Here is a 12,756-nt window from a genome sequence, read left to right as displayed (position 1 = left end):
CAGAAAAATGGTAAGGAAGAAAGAATGTGTCGCAATGCTGCTGGCCGGCGGCCGCGGAAGCAGACTGTATGTACTGACGACAAAGGTTGCAAAGCCGGCGGTTCCGTTCGGCGGAAAATACCGCATCATTGACTTCCCGCTGTCCAACTGCGTAAACTCCGGTATTGATACCGTCGGTGTTTTGACGCAGTATGAGCCGCACGAACTCAATGTATATCTGGCAAACGGTCAGACTTGGGATCTCGACCGCCTGAACGGCGGCGTATCCGTTCTGTCCCCGTATGAGAACGGCAGCGGTTCCGAGTGGTACAAGGGCACAGCAAACGCGATTTATCAGAACATCGGATTTATCGACGAGTACGATCCGGAATATGTGCTGATTTTGTCCGGCGACCACATTTACAAGATGGATTACGATAAGATGCTCGACCAGCACAAGGAAAAGAATGCTGCCGCAACCATCGCAGTACTCAACGTTACGCTGGAAGAAGCAAAGCGCTTCGGTATTATGAACTGCAATCCGGACGGCTCGATTTATGAGTTCGAGGAGAAGCCGGCACATCCAAAGAGCACCCTCGCTTCGATGGGCATTTACATCTTTACTTGGTCCAAGCTGCGCAAGTATCTGATTGACGATGAGAACGACCCGAATTCCTCCAATGACTTCGGCAAGAACATCATTCCGGCAATGCTTGCAAACGGCGAGAATCTGCAGACCTATCAGTTCGACGGCTACTGGAAGGACGTAGGAACCATCGAATCTCTGTGGGAAGCAAACATGGATCTGCTGTCCCCGAACTCCGGTCTGGATCTGGAGGACGACGACTGGCGCATTTATGGCCGTACCACCGCCGCACCACCGCACTTTACCGGCAAGCACGCAACGATTAAGCATTCTCTGGTATCTGAGGGCTGCGAAATCGAAGGCAATGTTACCAATTCTGTTCTGTTCCCGAATGTTACGGTTGACACCGACGCAACCATTGAGTATTCGATTCTGATGCCGGGTGCCGTTGTAGACAAGGGCGCTGTTGTACAGTACGCAATTGTCGCAGAGGGCGCACATATCCGTGCAGGCGCAAAGATCGGCAATACGCCGGATGAAGCAGGAGATAACTGGGGCGTTGCAGTTGTAGGACCGGACGTCACCATCGGCAAGAATGCCATTGTAGCGGCAAAGGAAATGCCGGATCAGGACATTCCGGACGCAGAGTGAGGGGAAGAACAAGAATGAAAAATACACTGGGAATTATCATTGGATTTGATGGCAATAATGACTTGCGCGAGCTGTCCGAGCACCGTCCGGTAGCGTCGGTGCCGTTTGGCGGCCGCTATCGCGTGATTGACTTTATGATGTCCAATCTCGTGAACTCTGGCTGTTATCAGGTAGCCGTTCTGATGCGCGACAAGTATCAGTCGCTGCTCGATCACCTCGGCTCCGGCAAGGATTGGGATCTGTCCCGCAAGCGCGGCGGCATGTTCCTGCTTCCGCCGAACGCATTTGCGCCGAAGTCTTCGCCGCTGGTAACAGAAAACTATCGTACCTCTTTGGAGGCACTCGGCTCGATCAGCGACATGCTCAACAAGAACAAGAGCGAGCACGTGCTGATTTGCAGCGCAGATATCGTGGCAAACATTCCGCTGGATGAAGTCATGAAGGAACATAAGAAGTCGGAGGCAGATGTCACCATCGTCTGCACAAAGAATCCGGAAGGCGGCGCCTTTGATATGTTCCTCGATCTGTCCCCGCGCCATGAGGTAGAGGACATCCGCAACGGCGACAACATGGGCGGCAAGTGCAAGTACAAGAGCATGGGCATTTACATCATGAAGCGCAAGTACCTGCAGAGCCTGCTGTCCGACTGTGTGACCCATAACCTGCGCTCGTTTGAGCGCGATGCGATGCAGCATGTGTTCAAGCGCGGCGATAAGGTTCACGGCTATGTATTTGACAAGTATTCCGCAAAGATTGAAAACGTCAAGGGTTACTTCTCTGCATCGATGGATATGCTGGACAAGGACATTCGCGATCAGGTATTCCTGAAGAACCGTCCGATTCTGACCAAGATTTACGATGAAGCACCGACGTATTACGGCGAAGATGCGGAGGTCAGCGACAGCCTGATTGCAGACGGCTCCCGCATCGAAGGAACGGTTGAAAATTCGATCATCTTCCGCGGATGCACCATTGCGAAGGATGCCATTGTCAAGGACAGCATCGTGCTGCCGAACAGCAGCATCGGCGAGGGTGTTGAGCTGTCGTATGTCGTAACGGATAAGGGCGTTACCGTGCGCGAGAACCGCAAGATGATGGGCAGCGCAACCTATCCGGTAGCAATCGCAAAGAACGCGACCGTATAAGCAAAAACAATACAGAGATATAATCTCGGGTGCGGGTGAAAAAACGAATCATTGCTCCGGGACCAGCCGGGGGAACGGATGGTATCGTTCTCCCGGTTCTCTTTTTTTGACATGGAGGATATCAAATATGAAGATATTGTACGCAGCAAGCGAGGTAGCGCCGTTTATCAAAACCGGCGGTTTGGGCGATGTGGCAGGTTCTCTGCCGAAGGCGCTGGCGGCAAAGGGACACGAGGTTGCCGTGATCTGCCCGCTGTACTGCCAGATTAAGCCGGAGTGGCGCGATAAGATGTACTACCTGAGAAATCTGTATGTGCAGGTTGCATGGCGCAGCCAGTACTGCGGCATCTTTGTGTATGAATCGGACGGCGTAAAGTACTATTTCTTGGATAATGAGTACTATTTCGCACGAAACAGCGTATATGGAGAGTATGATGACGCGGAGCGCTTTGCCTTTTTCTCCCGCGCAATTTTGGAAATGCTGCCTGCCATTGATTTCCATCCGGATGTCATCAACTGCAATGACTGGCAGACGGCACTCGTTCCGGTGTACTACGGACTGGATTACAACTGCCGTCCTTGGTACAGCAACATCAAGACCGTCTTTACGATTCACAACATCCAGTTCCAGGGTCAGTACGGCCGCGAAATTCTGGATTACGTTTTGGGCATTGATGACCATCACTTCCAGAACGGCTTTATGCAGCAGGACGGCGATGTCAACCTGATGAAGGCTGCCATTGTTTGCTCTGACCGCGTGACAACCGTATCGCAGACGTATGCACAGGAAATTCAGACCGCGTTTTACGGTTTCCGTCTGGATGCCGTCCTGCGCTGGAATCAGGGAAAGGTCTGCGGCATTGTCAACGGCATTGACGTCGATGCGTTCAATCCGGAGACAGACCCGCATCTGTTTAAAAACTATGGCATCAACTCGCTGGATGACAAGAAGGTCAACCGGTCGGAGCTGCTCAAGATGTGCGGTCTGGAAGCATCGGACGAAACCATGGTCATCGGCATGGTCGGCAGACTGACCAGCCAGAAGGGTCTGGACTTGGTACAGTGCGTGCTCAATGACATCTTGGAAAAGGATGTGCGCATGATCGTGCTCGGCACCGGCGATTATGACTATGAGCAGATGTTCATGCGTGCAAAGTGGGAGCATCCGGATAAGATTTCGACCAACATTATGTTCTCGGCAGATCTGGCAAATAAGATCTATGCGGGCTGTGATCTGTTCCTGATGCCGTCTCTGTTCGAGCCGTGCGGTCTGGCGCAGATGATTGCTATGCGCTATGGCACCCTGCCGCTCGTGCGCGAGACCGGCGGACTCAAGGACACCGTACAGCCGTACAACCAGTTTACCGGCGAGGGCACCGGCTTCTCGTTTGCAAATTACAATGCACATGAGATGCTGCATGTCATTGAAGAAGCTGCTGCGTTGTTCCGTCATGACCAGAAGGCATGGCGCCAGATGCAGTGCAATGCTATGAACCGCGACTTTAGCTGGGATCGTTCTGCACAGGCATACATCGACCTGTATCAGGGCATTTGACGAAAAAACAAGAAAAGAGAGGCAGTGGTAGCCTCTCTTTTAGGCAACTTGTATCTTAAAGGTATAAATCACATATAAATATAAATATTTTGCGCGTTTTTTTTTTATAAAATCTGAGAAAAGTATTTCCTTTGGATAAAAAGTGTGGTATACTACTTTTTGTAAACCACCGCATAAAGCGGTAAAAAAATGTGTCGAAAGGGGACATAACAATGAGCGTAAAAAAGAGAGTGGCAAGCCTGCTTCTCGCACTGGGCATGCTGGCGACAACGGCTCCGGCATTTGCCGCAGACACCGCAGAAGCTGCCGGTGAGCTGGCTGTACAGAAGGGCGCTGCAATTTCGAAGAATGTGGCGGCAGAGGACTATTCCTACATCAAGCTGGGTGCATCGGTAAAGGGACAGAGCGTTGTTGCCGGCAATACCATCAATTTCGCACTGGTTGAGTACGACAACGGCCGCGGCGGACAGCGCTATGTCTGCACGCTGTATAAGGGAAACAAGGCGCTGGACACCTTTGTAGAAGCATTTGAGGCTGAAGAGGGTCTGTATACCAGCGTTCTTCCGCTGGACACCGACGGAATGAGCACAGGCACGTATGCAATTGAGTTCTATACGCAGTACTATGCAAATAACAAGTGGAACACTGTTTCTTCCACCAAGAGCAGAGAGAACTTCACCATCGTCAAGAAGGCAGTCGGCCTCAACGGCATTTCGCTGGTAGACGGCAACGGCCAGAAGGTTACCGGCGTGACCATTGAAAAGCAGGAAAACGCTTCTGCATTCTATGATGTGCAGTTCAATCCGCAGAACACGACCGTAAACCGTGAAGTAACGGTCATCAGTGCAAACAACAATATTGTCGAGGCAGAAGATCTCGCCGGCACGGTTGGCATCTATCCGGTTAATTACGGCAAGACCACCGTTACCGTTGAGGTGAGCGGCAAGAAAACGGCAATCAATGTATTTGTGCCGAATCCGAATTCCAGCAATGTCATTGACCTGTTCTCCGATGTCAACACCGGCGACTGGTTCTTGGACTATGTGCAGTACGCATATGACAAGGGCATCATGAAGGGTGTCGGCAACTACCGCTTTGCACCGAATGAGCCGCTGACCCGCGCACAGATTGCACAGATTCTGTACGCACAGGCTGGCAGCCCGGCGGTTTCCGGAGAGATGAAGTTTACCGACGTGGCACAGGGCAGCTGGTATTACAACGCAGTTCTGTGGGCAAGCCAGAACGGTATTGTCACCGGATACGCAAACGGCATGTTCCGTCCGAATACCAACATCACCCGTGAGCAGCTGGCGCGCATGCTGTACGCACATGCCGGCACACCGGCGGTTTCCGGAGATCTGAACAACTTTGCAGACGGAGCAAAGGTTTCCAACTGGGCAAAGGATGCAGTCATCTGGGCAAAGGAAAAGGGCATCATCAAGGGCAAGACCGTGAACGGCAAGCTGTGCATTGATCCGCAGGGCAATGCAACGCGTGCAGAAGCAGCTACCATGATGAAGAACTATCTGGGCTAAGCAGTATACACAGCCATTGGGCAGGACTCGGTACACACCGAGTCCTGTTTTTGTTTGTGCACAGAAAAAACATAAAAATAGAGGATAAAATATACAGTTAGCCGTTTGACAAAGCGTACCATTGCTTTTATACTGAAAACTGAGTTATCATCGGCAAAAACAGCCGCACAAGGCTGTGCTGTAAAAGGAGTTTTAGGGATGGACTTGACAGAAAAGCGAGTAAACAGCAATTATATTTTTCACGGAAAGATTATGACCGTCCGCGTAGATGATGCCCTGCTGCCAAACGGCGAGCCGTGCATTCGTGAGGTGTGTGAGCATCCGGGCGGCGTCGGCGTGCTGCCGATAGACGAGAATCGAATGGTCACACTGGTGCGCCAGTATCGCTATCCGTATGCAGAGACAACGCTGGAAATTCCGGCGGGAAAGATGGATCGCGGTCCGGAAAACGCGGAAGAGGCAGGCCGGCGGGAGCTGTCCGAGGAAACCGGACTGACCGCAGGACAGATGATTTCCATGGGAGAAATTTGGCCGTCTCCGGGATTTATGGATGAGCGTTTGTATTTATACTGCGCCAAGGAGCTGGCACAAGGCGCATGTCATCCGGACGCGGACGAATTTGTGGAAATTGTGCGTATGCCGTTTGAGGAGCTGTGCCAGCGCGTGGCATCGGGGGAGATTCACGATGCAAAAACCGTTGCAGCTGTCGGCAAAATGCTGATTATGGGGCTGTAAGACAGGAGAATATCATACATGCGAAAATCATTGCAGAAAAAACTGACGGGAAGTATGCTGGTGGCCGTGGCGGCGGCGCTTGTCATTGTGTCCGTTTGTCTGCTGTTCGGCATGGCGCGCTATGCCGAACAGCAGTTTGAGACGGAGGTTTCTCAGGTGCTCACAACAGACCTGCTGTCAGAAATGAACGAAAATGCAACGGGCGCCGCAGACAGTGCTGCCGCTGAAACGGAAAAAATTATCAGCGCCTATGCCGGACAGCTGCGCATCGGCTCCGGCAGAAGCTATTCGATTTGGGACGCCGCAACGGGAGACCGTCTGGCGGGCGATGAGAACGCCGTTATGACGGACAATATCGTCACCGCAATGGGCGGCGGCGTGGGAGATGCCATGCCGCTGCTGCCGACGAAGATGGATGTTGCGGTTCCGATTACCGGCGAAAGCGCGCTGATTTTGGATATTCAGGACGATGGAAGCAGTATGCGCGCTTTGATGGCGCGTCTGGCAGTTTTGCTGCTGGCGGGACTGGTGCTCAGTCTGCTTGCCGCAGCGGGCATCAGCTGGGGGCTGGCAAAGTCCTTTTCGGATTGTGCCGCGCACACCGCACAGGAGCTGCGGGAACGCAACAATCAAGCACTGGTGCCGCATGGCGATTGGGAAGCGATGGCGGCAGCGCTGTATGCGCCGGAAAAAAAGAAACGGAAGGGCAGAGACCGCACGGCACTCAATATTTTGCTGCCGTTTTTGCAGGAAGGCTATGTGCTGTTTCAGGCGGACGGCAAGGTGCTTGAAATCAATCTGATGGCGGAGCAGCTGCTCGGCACAGAGATGAAAGCGGGCAAAACGCTTTGTTTTGAAGATGTCTTTCATGATGTGCCGATGCCAACCGCCGAACAGAGCTTAATTCGCGGCAAGCTGCGCCAAAATCATGCGACGATGGATGTCACGTTCGCCACATTGGAGCCGGGCTTGTTTGCGGCAATTGTGACGCCTTCGGATAGGAGGGAGCAATGAGCCGGAAACAGTTGCCGAACAGGCGCACCCGCCGTGCAAAGACGCGCTGGTTTGCGCGACACAAGCATCTGCTGCGCAACGGCGTGCTGGTTGTCCTGCTTGCGGCGATACCGGTGCAGAGCGTGCTTTTGTGGCGGGAGGTTCTGCCGCAGCATACACTCTCTCTGCCGCATTGGCTGCTGTCGTCGGAACAGACACAGACCGATGACGCCGCGGGAACCATGCCGATTCGATTTGCTTCGCGCAGCAAGAACGGTGTATTCGGCGTGGAATACAACATGGACGGCGTAAAGCAGGCGTATGAGCAGACGGCGGATGTTTGGATGCAGGCGCTGTCTCATGCATCCAAGCCGTATACAACGACGATGGAGACATATAGTCGGGCGCTGAGCAATCAGATATTGATGATGCAGTATGATGGGCAGGTTCCGGCTGCAATGATTGCCAATTGGCTCGGCTGTTCGGACACAAAGAATTTGGCGGATTGTGCGCTGGGAACCGTGCTTCTGAGCAAGAGCAAAGACGGGTATCAGCTGTATTTTCGGGACAGCAGCAGCGGAACCATCAAACGCACGGATACTTCCGTGCAGGACGAGGATTTTCGGCTCGCTGTCGAGCAGTTTGAACCGAACGGATGCAGTCTTGCGGTGGACGAAAAGACCGCGGCAATTTCGCCGGATGTCCTGTATAACGCAGGCGGCATGAAATTCGATGTGATGTCGTTTGCGCCGTACACCGGAGAGGACGGCATAGAACAAGTGCTCACGGCGTTCGGCCTGCAGGCAGAGGATGCCGTGCAGCATGCGTACACATCGGGCGGAAAAACGATATATGTTTCAGGCAAACATACGTTTCGTCTGGGCGGCGATGGCACGGCGGTTTATGACGGAACCGGCATCGGCGTGAGCGCGGCGCACGGACAAAAATTGTACCAGCAGGATGTGCAGACGGCATACCGGCTGACCGGTGAGATATTGGAAGCCATCGGCAGCGGTGCGGTTCCGGCACTCAAAAAGACGTACACCGATGATGGCGGCAAATATATTGTCGTGTATGGCATGCAGATAAACGGCGTGCCGGTGGACAATGCGGCGGCTGGATATTTGGCGCGCTATACCTTTGACAACGGCATGCTCACCCATGCAGAGCTTGCCTTGCGCACCTGTCAGTCAACCGGAGAGACCATTGCCGTCATGCCGGAAAAGCAGGCGGCGGCATCGCTGGCGTTTGATGCGGATGCGATCCTCAGCCTGCGCTATGTCGATCCGGCAAAGGAAACCGCAAACGACTGGAGCGATGCCTATGCGTCCGCTGCGAGCGATGCGGCGGATGCAGCTTGGAGCGCAGAGGACGGCGATGCGGATTTGTCGTGGGACGAAATGCAGGATGATACCTCGGATGCGGACAGTGCTGCAGGCAGTACGGGAACAACGGCTTGGTATGACAATACCGGCACGGCTGTCTCGCCGCAGTGGTATGTCCTGCAATATGGCAAGGAGGATGCGAAGGACGCGGTCAATCGGACGCGGACACCGGATCATATCACCGTTGTGATGCAGGACTTTGACCATCTGATTCAAGGAGGTGGTGCATCGTGAGACTGCGGAACAATCGGCGGAAAAAACAGCCGAAACCGAGCGTGATTCGCCCGTGGAGCGGCGTGAGGAACGCGGTCATTGCCGTGCTGCTTGCGGTCAATGTTGTGCTGCTGCTGGCGCTGGGCTGTGTCAAAGGATATGACGCTGTGCTCAAGCATCAGATGCACAAGCAGATGGACAGCATGCTCGCACAGCAGGGCGTGCTGTGCGGATCCAGTGTGTACCGGACGATGGAACACGCGCCGCAGGCGTATACGCTGCGGGCGGACGAACGCGTGCAGAAGCAGTTGGCGCAGACGCTGCTGCGCGGAGACATCAAGACCCAAGCAAAGGGCAGCGCAGTGGTTTGGAGCGGCGACAATGGAACGGTATCGTGGTCGCAGTCCGGAAAACTGGATGCAGATGTGCAGCTGTCGGATGTAGAAGTGCCGCAGGACAACGATCAGGCGGCTGAGGTTGTGGAAAACTTGCTGAAGACGGCGGGATTTTCCGTCTCTCGGAAGCAAATCGCTGCGACACAGGACAACAATGGATTTTCGGTCAGTGTGCAGCAAAACATCTATGACACGGAGTTGATTGGATGCAGCTTGGATGTTGCCATTGCGCCCAATAATATTTTCTATATTACGGGCACTTGGTGCACAGGCACGGCGCAGCCGTTGGAAATCCGCGCCCTGAAAACCTATTCCGAGCAGCAGGCACTATTTCAATTCCTCGGCGCAAAAAGCGGTGCGGGACAGATTCTCCGCGTGCAGGCGGCATATGTGCTGTCGGATCGCAGCGGCGGCCGCTTTGCGACCATTCCATGCTGGCGCTTTTCGACGGATCAGGGCGACTATTTGCTCAATATTATGACCGGAGAAGTTGTCACGGCGGAGAGCATCGGTGAAACCAGTCAGACCGGCGATGAAGCGGAGGCAGGAAGCGGCAGTGCAGCAGACGCCGGTTCCGGAACCGGCGTCACGGCAAACGATGCCGATGCGGATGACGCATTGCCGGACTTGGAGATGCCGGAGGACGGCACGGAGCAAAGCACATCCAATGCTGCAACACAGCAAAACGCAACAGATGCCGCGGCAGATATCTGGGACGCAGAGGGATGATTTTTGTGCATTCCGTACCAAAATGACGCGTTTTTCCTGATGAAACTGTTTTTTTGCGGGGAAAATCAGCATATGTGTAAAAATCGTTTGCGTTCTTGTAATAGTTGTGTTAACATATTATTCGTATACATGTGCTGACACGGGTATTCTCGGAATCCGCACATGCGTAAAGGGTAAATAGAGGTTAACTGGGGAAACAACTATCCTGGCAGTTAGGATTTTAAGGAGAAGGTTTCGTTGGAGAAATATATCATCAAGGGCGGACATCCGCTGAACGGCGAAGTGACGATCAGCGGCGCAAAAAATGCTGCTGTTGCTATCGTCCCAGCAACGTTGATGGTTGATGGGCCGTGTATTATTAAAAATGTTCCAAATATTGTCGATGTCATGCTGCAGTTCGAGATTCTCGAAAAGATGGGCATGAAAATCACCCGTTTGGATGAAACAACCATTCAGACCGAAAAGGGCACCATGGATCTGGAAAGTCCGGAGACATTCGAGCTCATGACGCGTCTGCGCGCATCGTACTACTTCATCGGTGCGGAGCTGGGCAGATATGGACATGCCCGCGTGGCGATGCCAGGCGGATGCAATTTCGGCGGCATTCGTCCGGTCGATCAGCACATCAAGGGCTTTGAGCGTCTGAACAGCTATGTTCGCGTGGAGCCGGAAGGCTTTATCTCGGCCATTGCGCCGGAGGGTCTGGTCGGCAGCCATATTTATTTCGATGTTGTCACGGTTGGCGCGACCATGAACGTCATGCTGGCAGCTGTCTTTGCAAAGGGACAGACCGTCATGGAAAACGTGGCAAAGGAGCCGCACATCGTAGATTTGGCAAACTTCCTCAATCAGATGGGTGCTGATATCAAGGGTGCCGGTACAGATAAAATCGTCATCAACGGCGTGGAAAGCCTGCATGGCGGCACGTACTCGATTATTCCGGATCAGATTGAAGCCGGTACCTACATGGCGGCGGTTGCAGCCTGCGGCGGCGATGTTCTCATTAAGAATGTCATTCCGAAGCATCTGGAGTGCATCGGCACCAAGCTGGAGGACATGGGCGTGAAAATTGAAATGTATGACGACTCCATTCGCGTCATTCGCAATGGTCCGCTGCGTCATACCAATCTCAAGACCATGCCGTATCCGGGATTCCCGACCGATATGCATCCGCAGATGGCGGCTGCTATGGTGCTGGCGGACGGCTCCAGCCATATCACAGAGGGTGTTTGGCCGAACCGATTCCGCTATGCGGAGGAGCTGGAAAAGATGGGTGCACACATCAGCGTCTTTAAAGAAACCGCTGTGATTGAAGGCGTGCCGGATCTGTTTGGCACCGATGTGGTTGCACATGACCTGCGCGCAGGCGCGGCAATGGTGATTGCCGGTTTGGCGGCACAGGGCGTGACAACAATTTCCAACATTGGTTATGTGGAACGCGGCTATGAAAAGCTCGTCGAAAAGGTGTGCGGCATCGGCGGCGAGATGGAACGAGTAAACGAATAAGCTCTTGCAGCTTTGCGGGGGAACTGCCGAGGCAGTTCCCCATTTTTGTCGAAGGGGATATCAATGAGTTTTTATTATTCCGTGGCTTCCGGCTCGTCGGGAAATTGCGCCGTGTGGCAGTCGGGAGAGACTTCTGTGCTGATTGATTTGGGCGTGTCGGTGCGCGCGCTCAATCAGGCGCTGCACCGCATTGATATGGAGATTCCGAATCTGTCTGCGGTGCTGCTCACACACGAGCACACAGACCACATCAAAGGCTTGGCGACCTTTGTAAAAAAATATGAGCTGCCGGTGTATGCGACATTTGGCACCGGAGCGGCAATTTTGCAAAAGCTGCCGCAGGCAAAAAAGAATTTCCGTCTCTTTGCGGGCGGAGAGACGTTTTTCGTGGACGGTCTGCGTGTGCAGTCGATGCCGATTTCTCACGATGCTGCAGAGCCGGTTGCCTATCGCATTGACGGCGGCGGGCATCAGCTCGGCTATGTGACGGATACCGGCTTTTTGTCAGACGAGGTACAGCAGACCATCTGCGGCTGTGATACCGTTGTGCTGGAATCCAATCATGATGTGGATATGCTCAGACATGGTCCGTACCCGTTTTACCTGCAGCAGCGCATTCGCGGCAAGCTCGGCCATCTTTCCAACGAAGCGTGTGCGGATGGCGCACTGAAGGCCGTCAAAAACGGCGCAAAACGGCTCGTGCTCGCACATTTGAGTGATAAGAATAACAATCCGCTGGCTGCTCTGCGCTGCACGCAGCGGGCGCTGCGCGGCGCGGACTGCGAGGTATATGTTGCGCCGCGCGGCGCGATGGAGCAGCCGATACCACTGACAGAGGAGGGTGCGCCATGCTGCATGTTCGGTTGATTTGTGTCGGCAAGCTCAAGGAAAAATTTTATCGGGAGGCATGTGCCGAGTATGAAAAGCGGCTGAAAGGCTACTGTAAGCTGGAAATCATAGAGCTGACCGAGCAGCGGCTGCCGGACAGCCCGTCACAGGCGCAGATTGACGCGGCACTTGCCAAAGAGGCGGAGGCGATCCGCGCGAAAATTCCGGCAGGCAGTGCCGTGGTTGCCATGTGCATTGAGGGCGGTACGCTGTCCAGTGAACAGTTTGCGGATAAGCTGAGCAAATGGATGGGAAGCGGCGTGTCGCACATCAGTGTGCTGATAGGCGGTTCGTGCGGACTGGATGAAAGCCTCAAAAAATCCGCGCAGCTGCGGCTGTCCATGTCACCGATGACGTTTCCGCATCATTTGGCGCGCGTGATGGTGCTGGAACAGCTGTATCGGGCGCTCAATATCGCATCTGGCGGAAAATATCATAAGTAACGCAAAAAAATCCGGAGA

At 53.8% G+C, this 12,756-nt stretch carries 11 protein-coding genes; all 11 read left to right on the top strand.

Translation table 11 applies throughout. From position 1 onward, the window contains the following. Nucleotides 1-7 precede the first annotated feature (7 nt). The 11 genes from KQI75_RS07460 to rlmH all read left to right on the top strand — a co-directional run bounded on the left by KQI75_RS07460 (nucleotide 8) and on the right by rlmH (nucleotide 12,738). Complete coding sequence (locus tag KQI75_RS07460) at nucleotides 8-1,216, top strand: glucose-1-phosphate adenylyltransferase (protein ID WP_216470111.1); 1,209 nt, start codon at nucleotides 8-10, stop codon at nucleotides 1,214-1,216. Nucleotides 1,217-1,230: 14 nt separating this feature from the next. Continuing rightward, nucleotides 1,231-2,361: a glucose-1-phosphate adenylyltransferase subunit GlgD gene (glgD, locus tag KQI75_RS07455; RefSeq protein WP_216470110.1), complete on the top strand. Its 1,131-nt coding sequence runs from the start codon at nucleotides 1,231-1,233 to the stop codon at nucleotides 2,359-2,361. 127 nt (nucleotides 2,362-2,488) lie between these two features. Then, nucleotides 2,489-3,916, top strand: a complete 1,428-nt coding sequence (gene glgA, locus KQI75_RS07450; protein WP_216470109.1) for a glycogen synthase GlgA — start codon at nucleotides 2,489-2,491, stop codon at nucleotides 3,914-3,916. 212 nt (nucleotides 3,917-4,128) lie between these two features. Then, nucleotides 4,129-5,451, top strand: coding sequence for an S-layer homology domain-containing protein (locus KQI75_RS07445; RefSeq protein ID WP_216470108.1), 1,323 nt, complete (start codon nucleotides 4,129-4,131; stop codon nucleotides 5,449-5,451). Between the two features lie 198 nt (nucleotides 5,452-5,649). Next, nucleotides 5,650-6,186 carry an NUDIX hydrolase gene (locus tag KQI75_RS07440; protein WP_216470107.1) on the top strand — a complete coding sequence of 179 codons (537 nt, stop codon included), beginning with the start codon at nucleotides 5,650-5,652 and terminating at the stop codon, nucleotides 6,184-6,186. Between the two features lie 18 nt (nucleotides 6,187-6,204). Then, nucleotides 6,205-7,200 (top strand): hypothetical protein, encoded by a 996-nt coding sequence (locus KQI75_RS07435; protein ID WP_216470106.1) that lies wholly within the window; start codon nucleotides 6,205-6,207, stop codon nucleotides 7,198-7,200. Next, complete coding sequence (locus tag KQI75_RS07430; protein WP_216470105.1) at nucleotides 7,197-8,798, top strand: hypothetical protein; 1,602 nt, start codon at nucleotides 7,197-7,199, stop codon at nucleotides 8,796-8,798. The genes KQI75_RS07435 and KQI75_RS07430 overlap by 4 nt, the downstream gene beginning before the upstream one ends. Continuing rightward, on the top strand, nucleotides 8,795-9,901 hold the full coding sequence (locus KQI75_RS07425; RefSeq protein ID WP_216470104.1) for a hypothetical protein: 1,107 nt from the start codon (nucleotides 8,795-8,797) through the stop codon (nucleotides 9,899-9,901). Before KQI75_RS07430 ends, KQI75_RS07425 begins: the two co-directional genes overlap by 4 nt. A 237-nt stretch (nucleotides 9,902-10,138) precedes the next feature. Then, nucleotides 10,139-11,407, top strand: a complete 1,269-nt coding sequence (murA, locus tag KQI75_RS07420; protein ID WP_216470103.1) for a UDP-N-acetylglucosamine 1-carboxyvinyltransferase — start codon at nucleotides 10,139-10,141, stop codon at nucleotides 11,405-11,407. A gap of 63 nt (nucleotides 11,408-11,470) precedes the next feature. After that, complete coding sequence (locus KQI75_RS07415) at nucleotides 11,471-12,274, top strand: MBL fold metallo-hydrolase (protein WP_216470102.1); 804 nt, start codon at nucleotides 11,471-11,473, stop codon at nucleotides 12,272-12,274. Beyond that, nucleotides 12,256-12,738 (top strand): 23S rRNA (pseudouridine(1915)-N(3))-methyltransferase RlmH, encoded by a 483-nt coding sequence (gene rlmH / locus KQI75_RS07410; protein ID WP_216470101.1) that lies wholly within the window; start codon nucleotides 12,256-12,258, stop codon nucleotides 12,736-12,738. Before KQI75_RS07415 ends, rlmH begins: the two co-directional genes overlap by 19 nt. The last annotated feature ends 18 nt before the right edge of the window (nucleotides 12,739-12,756 follow it).

The organism is Butyricicoccus intestinisimiae, assembly GCF_018918345.1.
Taxonomy (GTDB): Bacteria; Bacillota; Clostridia; order Oscillospirales; family Butyricicoccaceae; genus Butyricicoccus_A; species Butyricicoccus_A intestinisimiae.
This window is presented reverse-complemented; position numbering and strand designations above follow the sequence as displayed.